General features: G+C 71.3%; 26 protein-coding genes. 14 read left to right on the forward strand and 12 right to left on the reverse strand.

From position 1 onward, the window contains the following. Positions 1–4: 4 nt before the first annotated feature. Positions 5–487 carry a VOC family protein gene (locus OG2516_RS16125; protein WP_007256693.1) on the reverse strand — a complete coding sequence of 161 codons (483 nt, stop codon included), beginning with the start codon at positions 485–487 and terminating at the stop codon, positions 5–7. Between the two features lie 101 nt (positions 488–588). Next, positions 589–1,605, reverse strand: a complete 1,017-nt coding sequence (gene trpS / locus OG2516_RS16130) for a tryptophan--tRNA ligase (protein WP_007256694.1) — start codon at positions 1,603–1,605, stop codon at positions 589–591. Between the two features lie 72 nt (positions 1,606–1,677). On the opposite strand from trpS, the gene OG2516_RS16135 reads away from it, so the two are divergent. Beyond that, a complete protein-coding gene (locus tag OG2516_RS16135) occupies positions 1,678–2,355 on the forward strand; it encodes a rhomboid family intramembrane serine protease (protein ID WP_040616207.1) in 678 nt (225 codons plus the stop codon). On the opposite strand, the gene murJ is transcribed toward OG2516_RS16135, so the two are convergent. From murJ to OG2516_RS16150, 3 genes are read right to left on the reverse strand one after another with little or no spacing between them, the layout of a single operon-like run. Continuing rightward, a complete protein-coding gene (gene murJ / locus OG2516_RS16140) occupies positions 2,352–3,902 on the reverse strand; it encodes a murein biosynthesis integral membrane protein MurJ (RefSeq protein WP_007256696.1) in 1,551 nt (516 codons plus the stop codon). The genes OG2516_RS16135 and murJ overlap by 4 nt on opposite strands. A gap of 17 nt (positions 3,903–3,919) precedes the next feature. Continuing rightward, positions 3,920–6,745 carry a [protein-PII] uridylyltransferase gene (locus OG2516_RS16145; RefSeq protein ID WP_007256697.1) on the reverse strand — a complete coding sequence of 942 codons (2,826 nt, stop codon included), beginning with the start codon at positions 6,743–6,745 and terminating at the stop codon, positions 3,920–3,922. After that, positions 6,705–7,886, reverse strand: a complete 1,182-nt coding sequence (locus OG2516_RS16150; protein ID WP_007256698.1) for a penicillin-binding protein activator — start codon at positions 7,884–7,886, stop codon at positions 6,705–6,707. Before OG2516_RS16150 ends, OG2516_RS16145 begins: the two co-directional genes overlap by 41 nt. Positions 7,887–7,991: 105 nt before the next feature. Between OG2516_RS16150 and rsmI the strand changes: the two genes are divergently transcribed. The 12 genes from rsmI (at position 7,992) to OG2516_RS16210 (ending at position 17,890) form a co-directional block, all read left to right on the forward strand. Then, positions 7,992–8,840 carry a 16S rRNA (cytidine(1402)-2'-O)-methyltransferase gene (gene rsmI, locus OG2516_RS16155; protein ID WP_007256699.1) on the forward strand — a complete coding sequence of 283 codons (849 nt, stop codon included), beginning with the start codon at positions 7,992–7,994 and terminating at the stop codon, positions 8,838–8,840. Between the two features lie 55 nt (positions 8,841–8,895). Beyond that, a complete protein-coding gene (locus OG2516_RS16160; protein WP_007256700.1) occupies positions 8,896–9,267 on the forward strand; it encodes a YraN family protein in 372 nt (123 codons plus the stop codon). A gap of 72 nt (positions 9,268–9,339) precedes the next feature. After that, positions 9,340–10,281, forward strand: coding sequence for a glutathione synthase (gshB, locus tag OG2516_RS16165; protein WP_007256701.1), 942 nt, complete (start codon positions 9,340–9,342; stop codon positions 10,279–10,281). A 59-nt stretch (positions 10,282–10,340) separates the two neighbouring features. Beyond that, positions 10,341–11,696 (forward strand): 3-phosphoshikimate 1-carboxyvinyltransferase, encoded by a 1,356-nt coding sequence (gene aroA, locus OG2516_RS16170; protein ID WP_007256702.1) that lies wholly within the window; start codon positions 10,341–10,343, stop codon positions 11,694–11,696. After that, entirely contained in the window at positions 11,693–12,319 is a 627-nt protein-coding gene (locus OG2516_RS16175) for a (d)CMP kinase (RefSeq protein WP_007256703.1), read from the forward strand. The genes aroA and OG2516_RS16175 overlap by 4 nt, the downstream gene beginning before the upstream one ends. A gap of 199 nt (positions 12,320–12,518) precedes the next feature. Then, a complete protein-coding gene (gene rpsA / locus OG2516_RS16180) occupies positions 12,519–14,204 on the forward strand; it encodes a 30S ribosomal protein S1 (protein WP_007256704.1) in 1,686 nt (561 codons plus the stop codon). Between the two features lie 292 nt (positions 14,205–14,496). After that, the gene (gene ihfB / locus OG2516_RS16185; RefSeq protein WP_007256705.1) at positions 14,497–14,778 is read left to right on the forward strand and encodes an integration host factor subunit beta; all 282 of its coding nucleotides are present in this window, start codon (positions 14,497–14,499) and stop codon (positions 14,776–14,778) included. A gap of 9 nt (positions 14,779–14,787) precedes the next feature. Beyond that, positions 14,788–15,129, forward strand: coding sequence for a lipopolysaccharide assembly protein LapA domain-containing protein (locus OG2516_RS16190; protein ID WP_007256706.1), 342 nt, complete (start codon positions 14,788–14,790; stop codon positions 15,127–15,129). A 2-nt stretch (positions 15,130–15,131) separates the two neighbouring features. Beyond that, positions 15,132–15,776, forward strand: coding sequence for a phosphoribosylanthranilate isomerase (locus tag OG2516_RS16195; protein WP_007256707.1), 645 nt, complete (start codon positions 15,132–15,134; stop codon positions 15,774–15,776). Between the two features lie 39 nt (positions 15,777–15,815). Beyond that, entirely contained in the window at positions 15,816–16,136 is a 321-nt protein-coding gene (locus OG2516_RS16200; protein ID WP_007256708.1) for a hypothetical protein, read from the forward strand. A 71-nt stretch (positions 16,137–16,207) separates the two neighbouring features. Further along, on the forward strand, positions 16,208–17,437 hold the full coding sequence (gene trpB / locus OG2516_RS16205) for a tryptophan synthase subunit beta (RefSeq protein WP_007256709.1): 1,230 nt from the start codon (positions 16,208–16,210) through the stop codon (positions 17,435–17,437). A 123-nt stretch (positions 17,438–17,560) separates the two neighbouring features. Beyond that, positions 17,561–17,890, forward strand: coding sequence for a hypothetical protein (locus OG2516_RS16210; RefSeq protein ID WP_156799409.1), 330 nt, complete (start codon positions 17,561–17,563; stop codon positions 17,888–17,890). 59 nt (positions 17,891–17,949) lie between these two features. Here the strand turns inward: OG2516_RS16210 and OG2516_RS16215 are convergent, their stop codons facing one another. The 7 genes from OG2516_RS16215 to meaB form a co-directional block, all read right to left on the reverse strand. Beyond that, complete coding sequence (locus OG2516_RS16215) at positions 17,950–18,321, reverse strand: DUF2237 family protein (RefSeq protein ID WP_007256711.1); 372 nt, start codon at positions 18,319–18,321, stop codon at positions 17,950–17,952. Between the two features lie 9 nt (positions 18,322–18,330). Further along, complete coding sequence (locus tag OG2516_RS16220; RefSeq protein WP_007256712.1) at positions 18,331–19,362, reverse strand: DUF2332 domain-containing protein; 1,032 nt, start codon at positions 19,360–19,362, stop codon at positions 18,331–18,333. After that, a complete protein-coding gene (pth, locus tag OG2516_RS16225; protein WP_007256713.1) occupies positions 19,359–20,051 on the reverse strand; it encodes an aminoacyl-tRNA hydrolase in 693 nt (230 codons plus the stop codon). Before pth ends, OG2516_RS16220 begins: the two co-directional genes overlap by 4 nt. An 86-nt stretch (positions 20,052–20,137) precedes the next feature. Next, on the reverse strand, positions 20,138–20,770 hold the full coding sequence (locus OG2516_RS16230; protein ID WP_007256714.1) for a 50S ribosomal protein L25/general stress protein Ctc: 633 nt from the start codon (positions 20,768–20,770) through the stop codon (positions 20,138–20,140). Positions 20,771–20,895: 125 nt separating this feature from the next. Next, a complete protein-coding gene (locus OG2516_RS16235) occupies positions 20,896–22,065 on the reverse strand; it encodes an alpha-hydroxy acid oxidase (RefSeq protein WP_007256715.1) in 1,170 nt (389 codons plus the stop codon). A gap of 137 nt (positions 22,066–22,202) precedes the next feature. Continuing rightward, entirely contained in the window at positions 22,203–22,484 is a 282-nt protein-coding gene (gene rpmB, locus OG2516_RS16240; RefSeq protein ID WP_007256716.1) for a 50S ribosomal protein L28, read from the reverse strand. A gap of 95 nt (positions 22,485–22,579) precedes the next feature. Next, positions 22,580–23,599 carry a methylmalonyl Co-A mutase-associated GTPase MeaB gene (meaB, locus tag OG2516_RS16245; RefSeq protein WP_007256717.1) on the reverse strand — a complete coding sequence of 340 codons (1,020 nt, stop codon included), beginning with the start codon at positions 23,597–23,599 and terminating at the stop codon, positions 22,580–22,582. A 79-nt stretch (positions 23,600–23,678) separates the two neighbouring features. Here meaB and hrpB point away from each other — a divergent pair, with 79 nt between their 5' ends. Continuing rightward, positions 23,679–26,090, forward strand: a complete 2,412-nt coding sequence (hrpB, locus tag OG2516_RS16250) for an ATP-dependent helicase HrpB (protein WP_007256718.1) — start codon at positions 23,679–23,681, stop codon at positions 26,088–26,090.

A 26,090-nucleotide genomic window follows, 5' to 3' on the forward strand; every position in this document is an offset into this window, starting at 1 on the left:
CGGGTCAGGCTTCGGCGAGCAGGGCGTCGAGGTCGAGCCGGGCGTTGGTCATCGCCAGTGTGCCGTCGGGGGCGCGGGGCCACTCCGCCTCGGGGCGGTCGCGGTAGAGCTCGACGCCGTTGGCGTCGGGGTCGCGCAGGTAGACGGCCTCGCTCACGCCGTGGTCGGCCGCGCCGTCGAGCGGGATGCCGGCGGCGAGCACCTGCCGCAGGACCCGGGCGAGGGCGGGGCGGTCGGGGTAGAGGAAGGCGGTGTGGTAGAGGCCGGTATGGCCGGGCGGCGGCGGCGCGGCGCCGGCGCTCTCCCAGGTGTTGAGGCCGATATGGTGGTGGTATCCGCCGGCGGAGAGGAAAGCCGCCTGCGCGCCGTAGCGCTGCACCAGCTCGAAGCCGAGGACGCCGGAATAGAAGGCGATGGCGCGGTCGAGATCGGCGACCTTGAGATGGACGTGGCCGACGCGGGTCTCGGCGGGGGCGGTGAAGGTCATGGCGCGGCTCCGGTTGCTGCCCATCACCTAGGGCAGCTGCCATCCGGCGCGCAATTCGGCGCCAGCGGACCGCGGGGGTGCGCTGGCGCACGGGGGCGGCGTCAGCGCACGAGGCCGACGATCTCGTAGGTGCGCGCCAGCACCGGGTCGGCGATCTCGCGGGCGCGCTCGGCGCCGCGGGCGAGGATGCGGTCGATCTCGGCGGGGTCGTCCATCAGGCGCTTCATCTCGTCGGCGATCGGCGCGAGCTTGTCGACGGCGAGGTCGGCGAGGGCGGGCTTGAACTGGCCCCAGCCCGCGCCGGCGTGCTCGGCGAGCACCCGCTCGGCGGTGCTGTCGGACAGCGCGGCGTAGATCTCGACGAGGTTCTTCGCCTCGGGCCGGTCCTTCAGCTCGTCCGGCGTCTCCGGCAGCGGCGCGGGGTCGGTGCGGGCCTTCTTGAACTTCTTGGCGATCGTGTCGGCGTCGTCGGTCATGTTGATGCGCTCCATGTCGGACTCGCCCGACTTGGACATCTTCTTGGTGCCGTCGCGCAGGTTCATGATCCGCATCGCCGGGCCCTCGATCACCGGCTCGGTGAGCGGGAAGAAGTCGACCTTGTAGTCGTGGTTGAACTTCGCGGCGATGTCGCGGGTCAGCTCAACGTGCTGCTTCTGATCCTCGCCCACGGGGACGTGGGTGGCGTGGTAGATCAGGATGTCGGCGGCCATCAGAGAAGGATACGCGTAGAGGCCGAGCGAGGCCTTCTCGGCGTTCTTGCCGGCCTTGTCCTTGAACTGGGTCATCCGGTTCATCCAGCCGATCCGGGCGACGCAGTTGAAGATCCAGGCGAGCTCGGCGTGGGCGGCGACCTGGCTCTGGTTGAAGAGGATCGAGCGCTCGGGGTCGATGCCCGAGGCCAGGTAGCCGGCGGCGACCTCGCGGGTCATGCCGGGCAGCTCGGCCGGGTCCTGCCAGACGGTGATGGCGTGCAGGTCGACGACGCAGAAGATGCTCTCGGTGCCCGCGTCCTGGGTCTGGACGAACCGCTTGATGGCGCCGAGGTAGTTGCCGAGGGTCAACCCGCCGGAGGGCTTGATGCCCGAAAAGACACGGGGCGCGAAGGTGGGCTCGGTCATGACACGTCCGGGGCTGGTTTTCGGGGACGGCCTCGCTTACCCATGCCCGTCAACAGCGTCAAGGAGACCGCCTTGCAGCAGGAGACCCCGCTCAACCCGATCCCGCCCGTCGTGCTGCTCGCGGTGCTCGCGATGATCGCCGTGGAGGTGGTGCTCGGGCTGGCGGCCCAGGGCATCGTCGGGGGGCAGCAGGGGATCGGATGGCGCATCCGGGCGTGGGAGGATTACGCCTTCGCGCCGCGGGTCGTCGAGCTGGTGGCCGAGCGCGGCGTGTGGTCGGCCGACCTGCTGGCGCGGTTCGTGACCTACCCGTTCGTCCACGCCTCCGTCACCCACGCCGCCTTCGCGGTGGTCATCACGCTGGCGATGGGCAAGTTCGCGGGCGAGGTGCTGACGGGCTTCGCGCTGGGCGCGCTGATGCTGGCCTGCACGGTGCTGTCGGCGCTCTTCTACGGTCTGGTCGTGTCGGACAACGTGCCGCTGTTCGGAGCCTACCCGCTCGCCTACGGGCTGATCGGGGCCTACACCTACATCCTCTGGCTCCACCTCGGGCGACGCGGCGAGCGGCAGATCGCGGCGTTCCGGCTGATCGGCTTCCTGTTCGTGCTGCAGATCGTCTACGCGATGCTGTTCGGCTCCAACCCGCAATGGATCGCCGAGCTCGCCGGGTTCGTGATCGGCTTCGCGCTGACGCCGCTGCTGGTACCCGGCGGCTGGACGGCGCTGCTGATGAAGCTGCGCACCCGCTAGGTGGCGCTGCGCCGGCGCATGGCGCGGGTGAACTCGCTGAGGCGGAACGCGCCGAACAGGCTGCCGACGGCGAAGTAGACGGCGATGCCGAGCGCCACCAGGCCGGCGAGCGCGAGGTAGCGGATCAGCGTCATGTCGAAGACCGGGGCGGTGAGGCGGAACGCCACCATCAGCGTCAGCCCCATCACCAGCGCGGCGGCGACGGTGCGCCAGATGCGGCGGCGGAAGCGGTCGTCGAAGGCGGCGGCGGGGCCCATGCGGCGGCTCTTCCACCACAGCAGCGCCACCATCGACCAGGCCGCCAGCGTCGTGCCCATCGCGGCGGCGGCGTAGCCGACCAGCGGCGCGAGGCCGATGGCGACGGCGGCGTTGACCAGCATCGACACGACGGCGAAGCGGAACGGGCTCTTCGTGTCCTCGCGGGCGAAGTAGAGCGGCTGCAGCGTCTTCTGGAGCACGAAGGCGGGCAGGCCGGCGCCGTAGATCGCGACGGCGAGGGCGGTGGCGTAGGTGTCGTCACTGTCGAACGCGCCGCGCTCGAAGAGCACCGAGACCAGCGGCACCGGGATCGCCATGAGCGCGACGGCGGCGGGCACGGTCATCGCCAGCGAGAACTCGCAGGCGCGGTTGAAGCTCTCGCGCCCGCCCTGCTCGTCGCCCGCCGCGAGGCGGCGCGACAGTTCCGGCAGCAGCACCACGCCCACGGCGATGCCGACGACGCCGAGGGGCAGCTGGTAGAGCCGGTCGGCGTAGTTGAGCCACGCGATGGCGCCGTCGAAGAAGCTCGCCACCTGCCGTCCGACGAGCAGGTTCACCTGCACCACGCCCCCCGCCAGCATCGCCGGGCCGGCGATGATCGCGAGCCGCCTCAGGTCGGGTGTCAGGCGCGGGCGGCGGAAGGTGAGGCGGAAGCCGGCGCGGCTCGCGGCGATCCAGACCAGCGCGAGCTGTGCGAGGCCGGCGAGCGGCACGGTCCAGATCAGCGTGTCGCCGACGGGCCAGCCCAGCGACTCGCCGAGGAACAGCGCCGAGATGAACATCACATTGAGCAGAACCGGCGCGGCGGCGGCGGCGACGAAGCGGCCGGTGGAGTTGAGCACCCCCGACAGCAGCGCCGCGAGCGAGATGAACAGGATGTAGGGGAAGGCGATGCGCCCGTAGATCACCGTCAGCGGGTAGCGCTCGTCGCCGAGGAAGCCCGACGCCATCGCCAGCACCAGCCACGGCATCGCCGCCACGGCGATTACCGTGAATACCACCAGCACCGTCGCGAGTCCGGTGAAGGCATCGCGGGCGAACTCGCGCGCCTCGTCGGGCTCTTCGAGCTTCTTGGAGAACAGCGGCACGAAGGCCATGTTGAACGCGCCCTCGGCGAAGAAGCGGCGGAACATGTTGGGCAGCGAGAAGGCGATCAGGAACGCCTCGGCCACCGGCCCGGCGCCGAGGCTCGCGGCGATCAGGATGTCGCGCACGAAGCCGAGCACGCGGCTCAGGAGGGTCCAGACGCCGACGGTTAGAAAGCCGGCGATCAGCTTGATCGGTTGCACGTCGCTCTCCGTTCGGGTCAGGGCCGGGCCCGCTGCGCGCCCTGCCGTATCGCGTCGCGCAGCTTCGCCTCAAGGGCCCGGCGCCGGCTTTCGGAGCGGAATTTCAGGCCGAACATGTCCTTGACGTAGAAGGTATCGACGACCTGCTCGCCATAGGTCGCGATGACGGCGGAGGCAATGTAGACGTTGGCCGCCGCGAGGGTGCGGGTGAGATCGTAGAGCAGGCCCGGGCGGTCGCGGGTGTCGACCTCGATGATGGTGTAGATCTCGGAGCCGTCGTTGTCGAAGGTGATCGACGTCGGCACCTTGAAGGCGGCCTCGCGCTTCTTGAGCTTGTCGCGGTCGCGGAACGCCTCCTTGGCGACGACCTCGCCCTTCAGCGTCTTGCCGATCATGTCGCGCAGCCTCGGCAGCCGGTCGGTCTCGTAGGGGTGGCCGTCCTGGTCCTGCACCCAGAAGGCGGCGCAGGCGTAGCCGTCCTTGCTGGTGAAGGTGCGGGCGTCCTTGATGTTGGCCTGCACCAGCGCCAGCGCGCCGCACATCCGGCTGAAGATGCCGGGGTGGTCCTCCATCACGATGCAGACCCGCGTTGCGTCGCGGTCCTCGTCGGGGGTGATCTCGAAGCGGACCTCGTCGTGGCCAATGCCGCCGCGCAGCAGGCGGGCGAAGTCGACATGGGCGGTGACGTGCAGGCCCTGCCAGTAGGGCGGGTAGTGGCGCGTGGTCTCGATGCGCAGGTCGCGCTCGTTCCAGTCGGCCAGCGCCTCGCGCAGGTTCTTGCGCGCCTGCACCCCGCGCTCCTCGCGGTTCAGCGCCTCGAGCCCGTCCTCGAGCCCGCGCCGGGTCTGGCGGTAGAGCGCGCGCAGCAGCGAGGCCTTCCAGTTGTTCCACACGTTCGGCCCGACGCCGCGGATGTCGCAGACGGTGAGCACGCAGAGCAGGTCGAGCCGCTCGCGGGTCTTCACCGCCTTGGCGAAGTCGCGCACCGTGGCCGGGTCGGCGATGTCGCGCTTCTGGGCCATGTCCGACATCAGCAAATGGTAGCGGACCAGCCACTCGACCGTCTCGGCCTCCTTCTTCTTCAGCCCGAAGCGCGGCGCGATGGCCCGTGCCAGCCGCGCGCCGACGATGGAGTGATCCTCCTCGCGCCCCTTGCCGATGTCGTGCAGCAGCAGCGCCAGGTAGAGCACCTTGCGGTTGACGCCCTCCTTGAGGATCGAGCTCGCGATCGGCAGCTCCTCGGTCAGCTCGCCCCGCTCGATCTGGGCGAGCGTGGAGATGCACTGGATGGTGTGCTCGTCGACCGTGTAGCTGTGGTACATGTTGAACTGCATCAGCGCGACGATCGGCTCGAACTGGGGCAGGTAGGCGGAGAGCACGCCGAGCTCGTTCATCCGCCGCAGCGCCCGCTCGGGGTTGGCGTGCTTGAGCAGCGTGTCGAAGAAGATCTTCGCCGCCACGGGGGAGTGGCGCACCTCGTCGTCGATCTGGTGCAGGTTGGCGGCGATCAGGCGCATCGCGTCGGGGTGCAGCAGGTTGCCAGTGCGCACCGATTCCTCGAAGATCCGCAGCATGTTGAACTTGTCGGAAAGAAACGCCGCCTCGTCGCCGACGGTCAGGCGGTTCTGCTTGATCTTGTAGGGCGGCCGGGCCCGGCGGCGGCGCGACAACAGCCGGGTCAGCATCGGCTCGGACTTGGTGTGGCTGGCCTCGAGCGCGGTGAGGAAGATGCGCGTCAGCTCGCCCACCCGCGTCGCCTCGCGGAAGTAGCGCTGCATGAACCACTCGACCCCGCGCCGGCCGCCGCGGTCGCGGTAGCTCATCCGCGCGGCGACCTCGACCTGCATGTCGAAGGTGAGCTGGTCCATCGCGCGCCCGGCGATCAGGTGCAGGTGCAGCCGCACCGCCCACAGGAAATCCTCGGCCTTCATGAAGGTGGCGTATTCGTCGCGGGTGAACAGGCCGAGATCGACCAGCTCGCCGGCGTCGCGGACGCCGTAGATGTACTTGCCGATCCAGTAGAGCGACTGCAGGTCGCGCAGCCCGCCCTTGCCCTCCTTCACGTTGGGCTCGACCATGTAGCGCTGGCCGCCCTGCTTCTTGTGCCGATCCGCCCGTTCGCCGAGCTTGGCCTCGATGAAGTCCGAGGCGGTGTGGTGGAACAGGTCGTTCCACAGCCGCCGGCCGAGCTCTTCGCCGAGCGGCTTGTCGCCCGCGAGGTGGCGGTACTCGACGAGCGAGGTGCGGATAGTGAAATCCTGCTTCGCGAGGCGGATGCAGTCCTTCACGGTGCGGCTCGCGTGGCCGACCTTCAGCTTCAGGTCCCACAGCACGTAGAGCATCGACTCGATGACGCTCTCGGCCCAGGGGGTCATCTTCCAGGGCGTCAGGAACAGCAGGTCGACGTCGGAGTAGGCCGCCATCTCGCCGCGCCCGTAGCCGCCGACGGCGATCAGCGAGAGCCGCTCGCCGCTGGTCGGGTTGGGCAGCGGGTGCATGTGCCTGCGGACCATCTCGAACGTCGCGAGGACGAGCTGGTCGGTGAGCCAGGCGTAGGCGCGCTTGGTCTTGCGCGACTCAAAGGGCGCGGCCGCGAAGGCGTCCGCGATCGCCGCCATGCCCGTGAGGCGCGCCTCGTTGAGCAGGGCGATGATCTTCGGCCGCGCCGCGCGTACGTCTCCGGTCTCGGCGATGAGCGCGTCGATGCGCGCCTCGATCGCCGGGCCGTCGAAGATCCGCTCCGCCGGCAGGATCAGCGCGTCGGGGAGCGGAGTCTTGACGTCCTCGCCGGGGCTCGAGGCCTCAGAGGCCTGCAGCGGCGAAGCTGGTCGGGGCTGGATCAACGATCACCACCTGGTTGTTGCGGATCGTGGCGACGGAGAGGGCGCGCTCGTTGAGGCCGCTGGGCAGCAGCCGGAAGATGCCCGAGGTGCCGGTGAAGCCCGAGGGCTGGGTCAGGCTGCGGCTGGTGAGCGCGTCCGTGTCGCCCTGGGCCACCAGCGCGCCGATGGCGGCGATGCCGTCGTAGGCGAGCCCGGCGAGCGGGTGCGGCTCGTCGCCGTAGGCGGCCTGGTAGCGGGCCTCGAAGCTGGTGATCGCCGCGGTGTCGGGCCGGGCGAAGTAGCCGCCCTGCAGCCCCGGCAGCGCCAGCGCCTGGCTCGCCGCGTCCCAGCGGGTGAGGCCGAAGAAGCGGGTCTCGACGGGCGAGAGGCCGGCCTCGGGGAGCGCGGTGGCGATGATCGGCAGGTCGGCGTTGACGCCGCCGGTCAGGAACACGCCCTGCGCCCCCGTCGAGCGGGCGGCCGCCGCGATGCGCGGCGCGGCCTCGGTCACGGCCTGCTGCGAGGTCAGCGGGTAGCTTTCCATCCCGAGCAGCACGCCGCCCGAACGCTGCACCGCCCGGCTCACCGCGTCGCGGCCCGCCACGCCCTGCGCGTCGTCGCCGTAGACGACGAGGTAGCGGTTCAGGCCCTGGCCGCTGCCGAACGAGACGAGCCGGTTGGCGATGTTGTCGAAGGTGGGGCCGAGGATGAACAGGTTGCCCCCGGCGACGGCGCTGGTGTTGGTGAAGGCGAGGACGTTGACGTCGGCGACGGCGGTGCTCGCGGCGACGGCGGCGTCGGCGCGCAGCGGGCCGAGGATCACCTTGGCGCCCTCGGCGACGGCGGTGCCGGCGGCGTTCGCGGCGCCGGCCGGGGTGGCGCCGGTGTCGTAGACCCGCAGGTCGATCTGCGCGCCGCGCAGGTCGCTCATCGCGAGACGGGCGGCGTTCTCGAGGTCGCGCGCGATCAGCTCGTCGCCGGCGATGCTCGATCCGCCCGGCACCAGCAGCGCCACCGGCACCGGCGCGTCGGGGTCGATACGCTGGCCGGTCTGCGAGCCGGGGACGATGTTGCCGACGTTGACGGGGCCGCACGAGGCGACGAACAGCAGCGCGAGAAGTGCGAAGAGCCGCGCTCCCGGCCGGGACAGACTGGTGAACATGGGTGAATCTCCCTCTTGAAGCGACGATCCGGGACTGCTTCCCTCGCGCGGGGGCGGCCGGTCGGGTCGGCCTGATCATAGAAGCCGAAGGCCGGGGGTCTAGGGATGAATTTCGCGCCTCAGCCGCTCGCCGCCGGGCTGTACCTCGTGTCGACGCCGATCGGCAACGCGCGCGACATCACCCTGCGCGCGCTCGACGTGCTGGCGGGGGCCGACGTGATTGCGGCCGAGGACACCCGGACCGCGCGCAAGTTGATGGAAATCCACGGGCTTTCGTCCGCCGGGCGACAGATGCTGGCCTATCACGACCACTCGAGCGACCGCGCCCGCGTCGCCCGCGCCGCGACGACGGGCTCGGTCGCCTACGTGTCCGAGGCCGGGACACCGCTGCTCGCGGACCCCGGCTTCCGCCTCGCCCGCGACGTGCGCGCCGCGGGCGGCGCGGTGACGGCGGTGCCGGGCGCCTCGGCGCTGCTCGCCGCGCTCGCGGTCGGCGGGCAGCCGACCGACCGCTTCCTGTTCGCCGGCTTCCTCCCCGCGACCGCCGCCGCGCGGCGCGGCGTCATCGCCGAGCTGGCCCGGGTGCCCGCCACGTTGGTCTTCTACGAAAGCCCCGGCCGCGTTGCCGCGCTGCTCGCCGACCTCGTCGAGACCCTCGGCGCCGAGCGGCACGGCGCGATCTGCCGCGAGCTGACGAAGAAGTTCGAGGAGGTCGCGGAGGGTCCGCTGGGCGAGCTGGTCGCGCGGCTGGGGGAGATGGTGGTGAAGGGCGAGTTCGTCGTGCTCGTCGCGCCGCCGGGCGCGGCGGCGGTGTCGGAGGACGACGTCGACGCGGCGCTCGCGCAGGCGATGGAGACGATGCGCGTCAAGGACGCGGCCAACGCCGTCGCCGGGGCGCTGGGGCTTCCGCGACGGGACGTTTACCAAAGGGCGCTGGGACTGAGCCGGAAGTAGCGGAATATTAGGGAATCGCTGCGACAGTGTCCGGGACGAGACCGGGAGAGCGGCGATGGAGACGGCACGACAGCAGCGTGGCAAGCGGAACTACCTGGCCGGGCTGGCCGCCGAGGGGGCGGTCGAGGGGCTCTATGCCCGGCGCGGCGGCGGCACCCTCGACAGGCGATGGCGCGGCGCGGCGGGCGAGATCGACCTGATCGTGCGCGACGGCGAGAGCTACGTCTTCGTCGAGGTCAAGCAGAGCCGCACCCACGCCGCCGCCCTCGCGCGGGTCTCGCGCCGGCAGGCGGAGCGGATCATGGCCTCGGCCTGCGAATACCTCGCCAACCGGCCCGGCGGCGAGTTCGCCGAGATGCGCTTCGACGTCGCCACGGTCGATGGGGCCGGGCGGGTCGAGATCCTCGAGAACGCCTTCGCCGCCTGATCCGCCGCCGCGCCATTGCCCCGCGCCCGGTTCCGCGCCATCTAGGGCCCGACCAGCAGCGAGGGGCCGCACATGCCGTTGAACGTCGCCATCCAGATGGACCCGATCGAGCCCATCGATATCGAGGCCGACAGCACCTTCCGCATCGCGGAGGAGGCGCAGGCGCGCGGGCACCGGCTGTTCTACTACACCCCCGACCGCATCGCCTACGACGAGGGCCGCGTCACCGCGCGGGGCTGGCCGCTGACGGTGCAGCGGGTGGAGGGAGACCACTTCCGCCTCGGCGAGGAGCAGGAGGTCGATCTCGCGGAGTTCGACGTGGTCTGGCTGCGCCAGGACCCGCCGTTCGACATGGGCTACATCACCACCACCCACCTGCTCGACCGGCTGCGCGACACGACCCTGGTGGTCAACGAACCGTTCTGGGTGCGCAACTACCCCGAGAAGCTGCTCGTCCTCGACTTCCCCGACCTCACGCCGCCGACGATGATCGCCCGCGACCTCGCCGCCCTGCGCCGCTTCCGCGACCGCCACGGCGACATCATCCTCAAGCCGCTCTACGGCAACGGCGGCGCGGGCGTGTTCAAGCTGCACCGCGACGACGGCAACCTCGCCTCGCTCTACGAGCTGTTCACCTCGATGAGCCGCGAGCCGCTGATCGCCCAGAAGTTCCTCCCCGACGTCACCAGGGGCGACAAGCGGGTGATCCTCGTCGACGGCGTGCCGATCGGCGCGATCAACCGCGTTCCGGCGGCGGGCGAGACGCGCTCCAACATGCATGTCGGCGGGCGCGCCGAGAAGGTCGAGCTGACCGCGCGCGACCGCGAGATCTGCAAGCGGATCGGCCCGCTGCTGCGCGAGAAGGGCCAGATCTTCGTCGGCATCGACGTGATCGGCGACTACCTGACCGAGATCAACGTCACCTCGCCCACCGGCCTGCAGGAGCTCGAGCGGTTCGACGGCACCAACGGCGCCGCGAAGATCTGGGAGGCGATCGAGGCGCGCCGCGGCTGAACTGGACCGCGCGGCGGCGGCGGGATAAGGAGCGGGCCGACCCAGAACGGAGAGCCGCCATGTCCCGCCACGCCACCCCGGTCCCGATGACAGCGCGCAAGTCCGGGCCGCTGACCGGCGAGGCGCAGGTGCCCGGCGACAAGTCGATCTCGCACCGCTCGCTGATCCTCGGCGCGCTCGCCGTCGGCGAAACGACGATCACCGGCCTGCTCGACGGCGAGGACGTGCTCGACACCGCCGCCGCCATGCGCGCATTCGGGGCGGAAATCACCGAGGCCGGCGGCGTCTGGACGGTGCACGGCGTCGGCACCGGCGGCTTCGCCGAGCCGGCGGACGTGATCGACTGCGGCAATTCCGGCACCGGCGTGCGGCTCATTATGGGCTCGATGGCCACCACGCCGATCACCGCCACCTTCACCGGTGACGCCTCGCTGCGCTCGCGCCCGATGGGCCGCGTGACCGACCCGCTCGCCGCCTTCGGCGCCCGCGCCCACGGTCGTCAGGGCGGGCGGCTGCCGCTCACCCTCGTCGGCGCGGCCGACCCCGTGCCGGTGCGCTACGCGGTGCCGGTGCCGTCGGCGCAGGTGAAGTCGGCGGTGCTGCTCGCGGGCCTCAACGCGCCGGGCGAGACGGTGGTGATCGAGCGCGAGGCGACGCGCGACCACACCGAGAGGATGCTCGCCGGCTTCGGTGCGCGGATCACGACAGAGACCACCAACGAGGGCCGCGTCATCACCCTCACCGGCCAGCCCGAGCTGTCGCCGCAGACGATCACCGTCCCGCGCGACCCCTCCAGCGCCGCCTTCCCCGTCTGCGCCGCGCTCGTCACCGAGGGCTCCGACGTGCTGGTGCCCAACATCGGCCTGAACCCGACCCGCGCCGGCCTGTTCGAGACGCTGCGCGACATGGGCGCCGACCTGACCTACGAGAACCTGCGCGAGGAGGGTGGCGAGCCCGTGGCCGACCTGCGCGCCCGCTTCTCGCCCGACCTGCGGGGCATCGAGGTGCCCCCCGAGCGCGCCGCATCGATGATCGACGAGTACCCGGTGCTCTCCGTCGTGGCGGCCTTCGCCGAGGGGCGCACGGTGATGCGCGGGGTCAAGGAGCTGCGGGTAAAGGAGAGCGACCGGATCGACGCGATGGCGCAGGGCCTGCGCGCGGCCGGGGTCGAGGTCGAGGAGGGCGAGGATTGGTGGATCGTCACCGGCCGCGGCTTCGGCGACGTGCCCGGAGGCGTCACGGTGGAGAGCCGGCTCGACCACCGCATCGCGATGTCGTTCCTGATCCTCGGCCTCGCCAGCAACCGGCCCGTCACCGTCGACGATGCCGCGCCGATTGCCACGTCGTTCCCCGTCTTCGAGCCGCTGATGACCGGCCTCGGCGCCGACATCGCGCGCCAGACGGAGCCGGCATGAGCGGCACCGGCCCCTTCACCGTCGCCATCGACGGCCCCGCCGCCGCCGGCAAGGGCACCATTTCGCGCGCCGTCGCCGCCGAATTCGGCTTCGCCCATCTCGACACCGGCCTGCTCTACCGGGCCGTCGGCGCGGCGACGCTGGCCGGCGAGGAGGCCGTCGCCGCGGCGCGGGCGCTCGATCCGGCCGGGTTCGACGAGGCGCTGCTGCGCACCGGCCCGGTGGCGCAGGCGGCCTCGCGGGTCGCCGCAATGCCCGAGGTGCGCGCGGCGCTGGTCGACTTCCAGCGCGCTTTCGCCCGCCGCCACGGCGGCGCGGTGCTCGACGGGCGCGACATCGGCACGGTGATCTGCCCCGAGGCGGAGGTGAAGCTGTTCGTCACCGCCAGCGACGAGGTCCGCGCGCGCCGCCGCTTCCTCGAACTGTCGGGCAAGGGCCACGACGTCACCGAGGCCGGCGTTCTCGAAGACCTGCGCGCCCGTGACGCCCGCGACGCCGGCCGCGACGCGGCGCCGCTGCGCCCGGCCGACGACGCCGTCACGCTCGACACGACGCGGATGGACATCGGATCGGCCGTCGCCGAGGCCGTGGCCCGCGTCGCGGCGCGCCGGCGGGCGGGCTAACGGGCTTGCTCCCGCGGCCGCGATCAACTATATGGCGCCCGTCGAAGCGGCGATAACAGCCGCGCGCGGGCGAAGGGGAGCAGGGCCGGAAAGACCGGCCCTCTTTGTTTTCCGGATGCCTGTCGGCCAATTTCCCCCAAGACCGGCGGAGACAACCGCTCGGCCAGTGACAAGCGTAGTAAAGGACACCCTGAGCCACATGGCGCAAAACAACTCCATGGAGGAATTCGAAGCCCTCCTCAACGAAAGCTTCGAGATCGACACGCCGAGCGAAGGCTCGGTGGTCAAGGGCCGGGTCATCGCCGTCGAGGCGGGCCAGGCCATCATCGACGTCGGCTACAAGATGGAAGGCCGCGTCGATCTCAAGGAATTCGCGAACCCCGGCGAGGCGCCCGAGATCGGCGTCGGCGACGAAGTCGAGGTCTATCTCCGCAACGTCGAGAACGCCCGTGGCGAAGCCGTCATCTCCCGCGAGATGGCCCGCCGCGAAGAGGCGTGGGACCGTCTCGAGAAGGCCTATGCCGACGAGGAGCGCGTCGAGGGCGCGATCTTCGGCCGCGTCAAGGGCGGCTTCACCGTCGATCTCGGCGGCGCCGTGGCGTTCCTGCCCGGCTCCCAGGTCGACGTGCGCCCCGTGCGCGATGCCGGCCCGCTCATGGGCCTCAAGCAGCCGTTCCAGATCCTCAAGATGGACCGTCGCCGGGGCAACATCGTCGTGTCGCGCCGCGCCATCCTCGAGGAGAGCCGCGCCGAGCAGCGCGCCGAGGTCATCGGCAACCTGCATGAAGGCCAGGCGGTCGACGGCGTGGTCAAGAACATCACCGAGTACGGCGCGTTCGTCGATCTCGGCGGTGTCGACGGCCTGCTGCACGTGACCGACATGGCGTGGCGCCGGGTCAATCACCCCTCCGAGATCCTGTCGATCGGCGAGACCGTGAAGGTCCAGGTCATCAAGATCAACAAGGAGACCCACCGCATCAGCCTCGGCATGAAGCAGCTGCAGGACGATCCGTGGGATACGGTCACCGTCAAGTACCCGCTCGATTCCGTGCACACCGGCCGCGTGACCAACATCACCGACTACGGCGCGTTCGTCGAGCTGGAGCCCGGTGTCGAGGGCCTGGTCCACGTCTCCGAGATGAGCTGGACCAAGAAGAACGTCCATCCCGGCAAGATCGTGTCCACCTCGCAAGAGGTCGAGGTCATGGTGCTCGAGATCGACGAAGCCAAGCGCCGCGTGTCGCTCGGCCTCAAGCAGACCATGCGCAACCCGTGGGAAGTCTTTGCCGAGACCCATCCCGAGGGCACCGAGGTCGAGGGCGAGGTCAAGAACATCACCGAGTTCGGTCTGTTCGTCGGCCTCGAGGGCGACATCGACGGCATGGTCCACCTGTCCGACCTGACGTGGGAAGGCCGTGGCGAAGACGTCATCGGCGACTACCGCAAGGGCGACGTCGTCAAGGCGAAGGTGCTGGAAGTCGACACCGACAAGGAGCGCATCTCGCTCTCCATCAAGGCGCTCGACGGCGATCCCTTCGCCGAGGCCGTCGGCGGCGTGAAGCGCGGCTCGGTCATCACGGTGAACGTCACCAAGATCGAGGATGGCGGCATCGAGGTCGAGTACGAGGGGATGAAGTCCTTCATCCGCCGTTCCGACCTGTCGCGTGACCGGTCCGAGCAGCGCCCCGAGCGTTTCCAGCCCGGCGACAAGGTCGACGTCCGCGTCACCAACATCGACCCCAAGACCCGCCGTCTGGGCCTGTCGATCAAGGCGCGCGAGATCGCCGAAGAGAAAGAGGCCGTCCAGCAGTACGGCTCCTCCGACTCCGGCGCCTCGCTCGGCGACATCCTCGGCGCGGCGCTCAAGGGCGGCGACGACGAGTAAGCGATACACGCCCCATCGCAGGCGTGACATGCCCCGCGGCCGGAGACGGCCGCGGGGTTTTTCTTTGCCGCGAATCGTTGCCCCGCCTGCGTCCGCTTCCGTCGCGGCCGCTTCGACATTGCCCATGCGCGCGCCGGATTGGCCGGAATCCGCCGCATCGGGCCTGCGGAGGCGGGGATATCTCGACGGAATCCGGACGCAGCTATTTCTTGGGCGGGGCGGACGGCCTATAGTAATCGCTAGGCGGTTAAAGTCCGTTACTGTGACGAGATTGCCCTGGGAGGGGGACCGGATGATCCGATCGGAGCTGATCCAGAAGATCGCGGACGACAATCCCCACCTGTATCAACGTGATGTCGAGAAGATCGTGAACACCGTGTTCGACCGCATCATCGGTGCGATGGCGAACGGTGATCGTGTCGAATTGCGAGGCTTTGGCGCCTTCTCCGTCAAGCGCCGAGAGGCCCGTATGGGGCGCAACCCCCGGACCGGAGAGGCTGTCGAGGTCGAGGAGAAGCATGTTCCCTTCTTCAAGACCGGCAAGCTCTTGCGGGACCGGCTGAACGACAAGTAAGAACGCTCCATGCGCTACATCCGGTATTTCTTCTGGGGCGTCGTGGCTCTCTGCCTGATCGTCCTGAGCGTCGCCAACCGCCAGGTGGTGGAGCTGCGCGCGCTGCCGCAGGCCCTCGCCGATCTGTTCGGCGTCTCGCCGACGGTGTCGGTGCCGCTCTTCGTGGCGATCCTGATCGGGGTCGCACTCGGCCTCGTCATCGGGCTGATCTGGGAGTGGATCCGTGAGCACAAGCACCGCGCCGAAGCCGCGCGCCGGGCGCGCGAGAAGCGCGAGCTCGAGCGCGAGGTGCAGCGCCTGAAGGTCGAGAAGCACGAGGGCAAGGACGAGATCCTGGCGCTGCTGGAGTAGCCATGCCCGCCGGTGTGCGCGTCAAGATCTGCGGCCTCGGCACGCCCGCGCTCGTCGAGGAGGCCGCCAGCGCCGGAGCGGCCTATGTCGGCTTCGTCTTCTTCCCGAAGAGCCCCCGTCACCTGACCCTCGAGGCCGCCCGCGCCGCCGCGCTCGCCGCGCCGGTGGGGGTGGCGAAGGTGGCGCTGACGGTGAATGCCGATGACGCCGCGCTCGATGCGATCACCGCCGAGGTGCCGCTCGACATGATCCAGCTCCACGGCAGCGAGAGCCCCGAGCGCGTCGCCGAGGTGCGCGCCCGCACCGGGCTGCCGGTGATGAAGGCCGTCGGCATCGCCACCGCCGACGACCTCGCCGCGCTCGACCGCTACGCCACCGCCGCCGACCAGCTCCTCGTCGACGCCAAGCCGGCCCCCGGCGGCCCGCTGCCCGGCGGCAACGGCATCGCCTTCGACTGGACCCTGCTCAAGGGCCGCCGCTGGCCGCTGCCCTGGATGCTGGCCGGCGGCCTCACGCCTGACAACGCCGCCGAGGCGCTGCGCCGCACCGGCGCGCGCCAGCTCGACGTCTCGAGCGGGGTGGAAGGCGCGCCGGGCGAGAAGGACGGCGAGCTGATTCGTGCCTTCCTGCGGGCCGCGCACGCCTGAGCCCTTGCGACGGCCCTTGCGCCACTCTACCTCCGCTCGATGAGCCACGATCATGATCCAGAGCGCGAACAGGCCCGCCTGATCCGGCAGATCCACGCCCTGAGCGGCGACTCGCCCCGGATCCGCGCGGCGGTCGATTCGCTGTTCCGCCGCCGGCGCGGCTGGGTCCGGATTCCGCTCGGGATCCTGTTCATCCTCGGCGGCATCTTCTCGATCCTGCCGCTGCTCGGGCTGTGGATGCTGCCGATCGGTCTGATGCTCCTCGCCTTCGACCTGCCGGCCCTGCGCGCGGTCGTGGTCAGCCTGGTCATCCGCGGCCGCCGCTGGGTGCAGAAGCTGCGTCACCGCTGGCGGCGCTGAGCCGCGCCAACACCATTTCCCTCGCCGCCGGAATTGCCTATTGCGGGAGCGGCTCAACGCGGGAGGCTCAGATGCCTGACGACCTGATCAATTCCTTCATGACCGGCCCCGACGAGAAGGGCCGCTTCGGCGATTTCGGCGGCAGGTTCGTCTCCGAGACGCTGATGCCGCTGATCCTGCAGCTCGAGGCGGAGTACGAGAAGGCGAAGACCGACGACAGCTTCTGGGCCGAGATGCACGACCTCTGGACCCACTACGTCGGCCGGCCCAGCCCGCTCTACTACGCCGAGCGGCTGACCGAGCGGCTCGGCGGCGCGAAGATCTACCTCAAGCGCGACGAGCTCAACCACACCGGCGCGCACAAGATCAACAACGTGCTCGGCCAGATCATCCTCGCCCGGCGCATGGGCAAGACCCGCATCATCGCCGAGACCGGCGCGGGCCAGCATGGCGTCGCCACCGCGACGGTCTGCGCCAAGTTCGGGATGAAGTGCGTGGTCTACATGGGCGCCCACGATGTCGAGCGGCAGGCGCCCAACGTCTTCCGGATGCGCCTGCTGGGCGCCGAGGTGGTGCCGGTGACCTCCGGCCGCGGCACGCTCAAGGACGCGATGAACGACGCGCTGCGCGACTGGGTGACCAACGTGCGCGACACCTTCTACTGCATCGGCACCGTGGCCGGCCCGCACCCCTATCCGGCGATGGTGCGCGACTTCCAGGCGATCATCGGCAAGGAGGCCAAGGAGCAGATGCAGGCCGCCGAAGGCCGGCTGCCCGACACCATCATCGCCGCCATCGGCGGCGGCTCCAACGCGATGGGCCTGTTCTTCCCGTTCCTCGACGACAAGGAGGTCAACATCATCGGCGTCGAGGCCGGCGGCAAGGGCGTGAACGACAAGATGGAGCACTGCGCCTCGCTCACCGGCGGCCGCCCCGGCGTGCTGCACGGCAACCGCACCTACCTGCTGCAGGACGATGACGGCCAAATCCTCGAAGGCTTCTCGATCTCCGCCGGCCTCGACTATCCCGGCATCGGCCCCGAGCACGCGTGGCTGCACGAGATCGGCCGGGCCGAGTACGTCGCCATCACCGACGCCGAGGCGCTCGAGGCGTTCCAGCTCTGCTGCGAGACCGAGGGCATCATCCCCGCGCTCGAGCCGTCGCACGCGCTCGCGCACGTGACGAAGATCGCGCCGACGCTGCCGAAGGACCACCTGATCTGCATGAACATGTGCGGCCGCGGCGACAAGGACATCTTCACCGTCGCCCGCGCGCTCGGCTGGAACATGTCGGGCTTCTGAAGCCCGCTCGGCGAGACCATGACCACTGGCGCCGGCGTGATGGAACAGTAGGGAGCGCGGATCATTGGGCGGTCGGACGGTGCCGGACACGGCGCCGCCGACACTGCTAAGGAGGAATCCTTGATGAAACGTACAGCTCTTTTCACGACCGCCCTCGCAATGGCCGCCGGTGGTGCACTCGCCCAGACGGTGCAATTCACCGATCTGGATGCCGACAACGACCAGGTCCTGACGAACGCGGAGCTCGAGGCGGTTCTCGGGCCCGACGGCGCGGCTGTCGTGCTGAACGACCTCGACGCCGACGCGGACGGGATCGTCACCGTGGCCGAGGTCACCATGCAGGCGCGCCCCGCGCTTCAGCCGCGCGAGCCGATGCCGGCGGGGGAGATGTCCGAGACGATGCAGAACACCGCCGAGATCGTCGAGGACGACCTGACCGACAACGACATGTGAGCCAGCGGCTCGACGAGATCGGGGGAAGGGCCGGCGCATGGCGTCGGCCCTTCTTCCGTTCAGTCGGCGGCGTAGCTGCGCAGGATGTCGAGCGGCACCACCTCGAGCGCGCGCTGGTGGGTCGCGGCGAGCTTGACGCGCGGCGCGCAGCCCTCGTCGTGGGCCTGCAGGAAGCGGCTGGCACAGAGGCACCAGCCATCGCCCGGCACGAGGCCGGGGAAGCCGAACTCGGGGCGCGGGGTCGACAGGTCGTTGCCGACATACTTGGAGAAGGCGAGGAACTCGGCCGTCATCTCGGCGCAGACCGTGTGGCTGCCGCGATCCTCGGCGCAGGTGTCGCAGGCGCCGTTGCGGAAGTAGCCGGTGACGGGCGCAGTCGAGCAGGGCGCGAGCGGTGCGCCGAGGACATTTATGGACGGATCGGCCTTCATGCGCCCAGCCTAGGGCGCGGCGGGCCCGGCGGTCCAGCAGATCCAGCGGCCGTGGAAGTCGATCCGGCCGAGCTCGTGGGTGTGGCCGCCGGGGTAGAGCGTCGCGCTCAGGGCCGCGCCGGGCTGGCGGCCGTCGGCCTCCATGCCGAGCCAGACGAGCGGCGCGTCGTCCGTGGCCGACGCGGCGGCGGCTTCGATGGCGGCGCGGGCGCGTTGGCGGGTGGTTGCGGGGAAATACTGCCACGCGATCGTGTGGTAGACGAGCGCCAGCCGGCCCGGCGCGGGTGCGAGCCGCGCCTCGAGCCAGCCGGCTGCGTCGCCGGCGTCGACGGTGGCGGTGTGGGCGGCGATTGCGGCCTCGGTGAGCGTGCGCCGCTCGGGCTGGTCGGGCCAGAGGTAGGCGAGCAGCCGCAGCCGGTCCTGCGCCGGGTCGAGCGGGCGCAGGTCCACCCCTCGCCGCGCCGCGACGCGCGCCGCCGGGCCATGGGGGAGGGCGCCGGTCCAGTCGGGGCGCAGGGTGAGCGCCGGGGCGGCGGGGCCGAGACTGCCGAGCGGGGTCTCCACGGCGTAGCGGTCGAAGCCGAGGTTCAGCCCCGCGCTCGCGCCGAGCTCGTAAAGGTCGAACGGCAGGTTCCACCGTGCCGTCAGCCACTGCGCCGCCGCGACCAGCGCCACCGAGCGGCGGACCTCGTTGGTCTGGGGCGGGCTGTCGAGCCATCGGTTCAGCACCTCCGCCTCGTCACGCAGCGCGGCCTCGACGGCGGCCCAGAGCGCCTCGTCCGTCGCCTCCTCGGGCGGGTAGACGGCGCGCAGGCCCGCGTGGCCGCCCAGAACCAGCCCGTGCAGCGCCCCGGCGAGGCGCAGCGGCACCGAATCGCCCGACGAGCCGATGTCGCCCTCCCAGCCGAACAACCGGTCGGTGACGGGCGTGCCGGGGGCGAGGCGGTCGGCGAGGAGCAGGAGCAGCCGCTCCATGAAGGGCGACCCGAGCATCGCGCAGGAGCGTGCCTGGTGGCGCAGGGCGGCGCGCAGGTGGCTCACTTGAAGCGGTCCGCGAGCTTCTGGAGCGGGTTGCGCCGGTCGGGCTCCGGCTCCGGTGCGGGCTCCGGCTCCGGCTCCGGCGGCGCGGCCTTCGCCGGCTTCGCTCCGCCCGACGAGCGCGGCGGCGCGACGCGCAGCGCCACGGCGTTGGAGAAGCGCGCACCGTCGCCCTCGGCGAGCGCCACGGCGCCGTCGCCGATGCCGCGCAGCACGTCGTCGAGCCAGCCCTCGTCGGCCTTCGGGAAATCGTGCAGCACGTAGCCCGGCACCGCCTCCTTGCGCCCCGGATGGCCGACGCCGAGCCGGACGCGGTCGTAGTGCGGACCAATATGCTGGTGGATCGAGCGCAGCCCGTTGTGGCCGGCATGGCCGCCGCCCGCCTTCAGCCGGACCTTGCCCGGCGCGAGGTCGATCTCGTCGTGGAAGACCGTGACGTCGGTCGACTCGAGCTTGTAGAAGCGCATCGCCTCGCCGACGGACTGGCCCGACAGGTTCATGAAGGTCATCGGCTTGAGCAGCACCACCCGCTCGCCGCCGAGCCGACCCTCCGACAGTTCGCCCTGGAACTTGGCGCGGAACGACGGAAAGCCGTGGTCCGAGGCGATCTGATCCACCGCCATGAAGCCGATGTTGTGCCGGGTGCGCGCGTATTTCGGCCCCGGGTTGCCCAATCCGACGAACAGTTTCATGCCACCCTCGTTAGCTCATCCGCTCCCGAACGGAAACGGGGGCCGCGAGGCCCCCGTTCCAATCAACTGCCGTGAGGCCGCGAGGGTCACTCCTCGGCGGCCTCGGCCTCGTCGGTCTCGCCCTCGGCCGCATCGTCGGAGGCGCGCAGGCCGGACGGGGCGGAGACGTTGGCGATGACGAAGTCGCGGTCGATGGTCGGCTTCGCGCCCTCGGGCAGGTCGACGCTGGAGATCGTGACGGTGTCGCCGATCTCGAGGCCGGTCAGATCGACGGTGATCTTCTCCGGGATGTCGCCGGCGGTCACGACCAGCTCGACTTCCGGACGGACCACGGTCAGCACGCCGCCGCGCTTGATGCCGGGGGCCGCGCCGTGGTTCTCGAACTCGACGGGGATGAACAAGTTGACCTTCGAGGTGCGGCGCAGGCGCATGAAGTCGACATGCGTCGGCAGGTCCTTGACCACGTCGCGCTGGACGCCGCGGCAGATTACGCGGACATCGTCCTCGCCCTCGACCTTCAGGTTGAACAGGGTCGACAGGAACCGGCCCTTGCGCAGCCGCGTCAGCAGGCTGTTGTACTCGAGGTTGATCGGCAGCGGATCGACGCCGCCACCATAGACGACGCCCGGCACCTGGCCGTTGCGGCGCGCCTCGCGGGCGCCGCCCTTGCCGGTGCGCTCACGCTTGCTCGCGACGAGATCGGGAATTTCTCCAGCCATCTGGCTAATCCTTCTAGTTCGCGCATCCCGAAAATCTGCCCGGGACCCACTTTTCGACGTGGACGCCCGCGGGCGCCCGATGAAGCGCTGCCCTTAGCCGGAATCGCGGCGCAGGGGAAGGGGGGTCAGGCGTCCTGCCACTCGCCTTCGAAATCCTTCGGCACGTAGAGGATATCGCGGCCCACGTCGTTGATGTCGCGCCGGCCGCAGAAGGCCATCGAGACGTCGAGCTCCTTGTGCAGCACCTCGAGCGCGCGCGTCACCCCCGCCTGGCCCATCGCGCCGAGCCCGTAGATGTAGGCGCGCCCGATGTAGGTCCCCTTCGCGCCCAGCGCGACGGCCTTGAGCGCGTCCTGGCCGGAGCGGATGCCGCCGTCCATGTGCACCTCGATCTGGTCGCCCACGGCGCGCAGGATGGGGGGCAGCATCCGGATCGAGCTCAGCGCCCCGTCGAGCTGCCGGCCGCCGTGGTTGGACACGACGATGGCGTCGGCGCCGACATCGACCGCCTTCCGCGCGTCCTCCTCGTCGAGGATGCCCTTCAGGATCAGCTTGCCGCCCCACTTCTCCTTGATGCGGCGGATCTTGGCCCAGTCGAGCTGCGGATCGAACTGCTCCGCCGTCCACGACATCAGCGACTGCACGTTGCCGACGTTCTTGGCGTGGCCGACGATGTTGCGGAAGGTGCGCCGCTTGGTGCCGAGCATCTCGAGGCCCCAGCGCCACCTGGTCGAGAGGTCGAGCAGGGTGCGCGGCGTCGGGCGGGGCGGGGCGGAGAGGCCGTTGACGAGGTCCTTGTGGCGCTGTCCGAGGATCTGCAGATCGAGCGTCAGCACCAGCGCCGAGCAGCCCGCCGCCTTGGCGCGGCCGATGACGTTGTCGACGAAGTCCTCGTCGCGCATCACGTAGAGCTGGAACCAGAACGGCTTGCTCGTGTGCTCGGCGACGTCCTCGATCGAGCAGATCGACATCGTCGACAGGGTGAACGGCACCCCGAACGCCTCGGCCGCCCGCGCCGCCTTGATCTCGCCGTCGGCCGACTGCATCCCCGTCAGCCCCACGGGCGCCAGCGCGATCGGCATCGCGACCTCCTCGCCGATCATCGTGGTGCGGGTGGAGCGGTTGGACATGTCGACCGCCACCTTCTGGCGCAGGCGGATTTTCTCGAAGTCGGTGGTGTTCTCGCGGAAGGTCTGCTCGGTCCAGCTGCCGGACTCAGCGTAGTCGTAGAACATCTTCGGAGCCCGGCGGCGGTGCAGGCGCTTGAGGTCGTCGATGCAGGTGATCACGGGCATGGCGGCCGCTCCGGGCTGAATTGGTAAGGTGTTTTGACCAATACCGCGGTTTCCGCCAAATGCAACCGCACGGAGGCCCAAACGACAAAAGCCCGGCCGAAGCCGGGCTCGTCACTCGCGGGCGCTCGGGCGCGCCGTCAGGCGTTCGCGTCGGCGATCGCCTTCTTGACCTTCAGGGCAGCGGCCGACAGCTCGGCATCCTTGGCGCGGGCCATGAAAGCGTCGAGGCCACCGCGGTGGTCGACGGTGCGCAGCGCGGCCGAGGAAACGCGGAACTTGAAGGACCGGCCCAGCACGTCGGATTGCAGCGTCACGTCCTGCAGGTTGGGCAGGAAACGGCGGCGGGTCTTGTTGTGGGCGTGGCTGACGTTGTTGCCCGTCATCGGCCCTTTTCCGGTCAGTTCGCAGCGGCGCGACATGGTCTCGTTCCTCTCTCGGCGGCGGGCGCGCGTACGCCCCCGGTCAAACGGCAAGGGCCCTGCGGAGGCAGGGCCGGAATTCAGGTCACGGCGGGTTAGTCGGAATCGCCACCCCCGTCAAGGCCCGTCGCGCCCGCATCGCCGAACAGCGGTGCGACGGCCTGCGCCGCGGCCCGTGCGGCGGGCAACTCGCCCGCGGCGACGGCCGCCTCCAGCGCCGTCAGCCGGTCGGCGTGGGCATCGTCGCCCGCCAGCCGGTCCTCGATGGCCTGCCGGACCTCCTCGCGGAACCAGTGCCGCGCCTGCTCCGCGCGCCGCGATGCGAGCCACCCTTTCGCACGCCGCCACGCCACCAGCCGCCGCACCTCGTCCCAGGCCTCCGCCAGGCCGCGCGCCTCGAGGGCGGAGACGGTCAGCGCCTTCGGAAAGCCCTCGGGATCGTCCGGCCGCTTGCGCAGCAGCCGCAGCGCGCCGGCATAGTCGGCGCAGGTCCGCTGCGCCTGCGGCGCGAGGGGGCCGTCGGCCTTGTTGACGAGCACGAGGTCGGCGATCTCCATGATCCCGCGCTTCACCCCCTGCAGCTCGTCGCCGCCCGCCGGGGCGAGCAGCAGCAGGAAGACGTCGACCATCCAGCCGACCTCCACCTCCGACTGGCCGACCCCCACCGTCTCGATCAGCACCGTCCCGTAGCCGGCCGCCGCGCACAGCGCCGCCGCCTCGCGGGTGCGCCGCGCGACGCCGCCGAGGCGGCCGACGGCGGGGGAGGGGCGGATGAACGCGCCGGGCGCGCGCGACAGCCGCTCCATGCGGGTCTTGTCGCCGAGGATGGAGCCGCCCGAGCGGGCCGACGACGGATCGACGGCGAGCACCGCGACCCGCTCGCCGGCCTCGGTGAGCATCAGGCCGAGGCTCTCCACGAAGGTCGACTTGCCCACCCCCGGCGTGCCCGACAGCCCGACCCGCAGCACGGCCTCGGGCACCGGCAGCGCCGTCAGCAAGGCCTCGGCGGCGGCACGGTGATCGGCCCGGCGGCTCTCGACGAGGGTGATCGCCCGCGCCAGCGCCCGTCGCTCGCCCGCCGCCACCCGCTCCGCCAGTTCCGCCACATCCCGCATCCCCCACCTTCTGCGCGGCCCCGCCGCCCCTGTCCAGCCGGCGCTTGATCTTCCCGCGCAAGGCTGGAACGACGGCACCATGTCCGCCCTGCCCATCGACCCGATCCTGCCCGAGCTCGCCGCCGCGATGGCCGAGCGCGGCTGCGCGGTGCTGCAGGCGCCGCCGGGGGCGGGCAAGACGACGCGGGTGCCGCTGGCCTTGATGCCGCACTATGCCGGGCGCATCGTCATGCTCGAGCCGCGCCGGCTCGCCGCGCGGGCGGCGGCGGAGCGGCTGGCGGAGGCGCTCGGCGAGCGGCCGGGCGGGCAGGTGGGCTACCGGATGCGCGGCGAGAGCGTCGCCGGGAGCCGGATCGAGGTGGTGACCGAGGGCATCCTGACGCGGATGATCCAGTCCGACCCGGAGCTGAGCGGGATCGGCTGCCTGGTCTTCGACGAGTTCCACGAGCGCTCGCTCAACGCCGACCTCGGGCTGGCGCTGGCGCTGGAATGCCGCGAGGCGCTGCGGCCGGACCTCGGGCTGCTGGTGATGTCGGCCACGCTCGACGCAGCGCCCGTCGCCGCGCTGCTCGGCGACGCGCCGCTGATCACCTCGGAAGGCCGCGCCTTCCCCGTCGAGCTGCGCCACCTGCCGCGCCCGGTGCCTAAGAGCACGCGCTTCGAGGCGGCGCTCGCCGACCTGGTGACGCAGGCGCTGGCGGAGACGGAGGGCGGCGTGCTCGCCTTCCTGCCGGGCGAAGGCGAGATCCGGCGGGTGGCGGGGCTGCTCGCGCCGCGTCTGCCGGGCGATGTCCGGCTGCGGCCGCTCTACGGCGCGCTGCCGTTCGCCGAGCAGCGCGCGGCGGTGCGGCCCGAGCCGGAGGGGCGCAAGCTCGTGCTGGCGACGTCGATCGCGGAAACGTCGCTCACCATCGAGGACGTGCGCACCGTCATCGATGGCGGCCGGGCGCGGCGGGCCCGCTTCGACCCGGCCTCGGGGATGTCGCGCCTCGTGACCGAACGGGTCACCCGCGCCGAGGCGACGCAGCGCGCCGGCCGGGCCGGGCGGGTCGCGCCGGGGGTGGCCTACCGGCTCTGGAGCAAGGGCGAGGAGGGGGCGCTGGCGGCGTTCGCGCCCGCCGAAATCGAGATCGCCGACCTCACCGGGCTGGCGCTCGAGCTGGCGCTCGAGCTGGCGCTCTGGGGCAGCGCCGACCTGCGCTTCCTGACGCCGCCGCCCGAAGGCGCGCTGAGCGAGGCGCGGGCGCTGCTGCACGACCTCGGCGCGCTCGACGCGACCGGCATCACCGCCCACGGTCGCCGCCTCGCCGCGCAGCCCGTCCACCCCCGCCTCGGCCACATGCTCGAGCGCGCCGGCAAGCCCGCCGCGCCGCTCGCCGCACTGCTGTCGGAGCGCGACCCGCTGCGCGGCGCGCCGGCCGACGTGGGCCTGCGGCTGCGGGCGCTGTCGGGCGAGCGGGCGGCGGAGGCGTCGCGCGCGGTACTCGAGCGCATCCGCGCCGAGGCCAGGCGGCTCGCGGCGCGCGCGCCGGCCGGGGGCGGGCTGGCCGTCGGGCAGATGGCCGCGCTCGCCTATCCCGACCGGATCGCCCTGCGCCGCAAGGGCGGGCCGGCGCGCTACGTGCTGTCGGGCGGCAAGGGCGCGGTGCTCGACGAGGCCGACCCGCTCGCCGGGGCGCGGCTGCTGGTGGCGTTCGATCTCGACGGCGACGCGCGCGAGGCCCGCATCCGGCTCGCCGCGCCGCTGAGCGAGGCGGAGCTGCGCGACGTGGCGGGCGAGCGGATCGGCTGGGTCGAAGTCTGCGCGTGGTCGCGCCGCGAGCGGCGGGTGCTGGCGCGCCGGCAGGAGCGGCTCGGCGCGCTGGTGCTCGACGACCGGCCGCTCGCCGAGGCCGACCCGGCGGCGCTCGCGGCGGCGATGTGCGACGGGATCCGCGAGCTCGGCCTCGCCCTCACCGGCGCTGCCGCGCGCTTCCGGGCGCGGGTGGAGCTGGTGCGCCAGTCCGGCATCGACCTGCCCGAGATGACCGACGCGGCGCTGCTGGCGAGCCTCGAGGACTGGCTCGCGCCGCACCTCGACGGGGTGCGCAGCGCCGAGGAGTGGAAGCGCTTCGACGCGCTCCCCGCGCTCCGGGCGATGCTGGACTGGCCGCAGATGCAGGCGCTCGACGCTGCCGCCCCGGCGCGCTTCACCACGCCGCTCGGCCGCGCGGTCGCCATCGACTACGACGGCGACCATCCCGGCATCTCGGTGCGGCTGCAGGAGCTGTTCGGCCTGACGACCCACCCGACGGTGGCGGGCCGGCCGCTGCGGCTGACGCTGCTCTCGCCGGGCCACAAGCCGGTGCAGGTGACGATGGACCTGCCGGGCTTCTGGGCCAGCTCCTACGCCGACGTGCGCAAGGACATGCGCGGGCGCTATCCCAAGCACCCCTGGCCCGAAGACCCGACCGTCGCCGACCCGACGCTCCGCGCCAAGCCGCGCCGGTAG

It is taken from the genome of Oceanicola granulosus HTCC2516, assembly GCF_000153305.1.
GTDB lineage: Bacteria > Pseudomonadota > Alphaproteobacteria > Rhodobacterales > Rhodobacteraceae > Oceanicola > Oceanicola granulosus.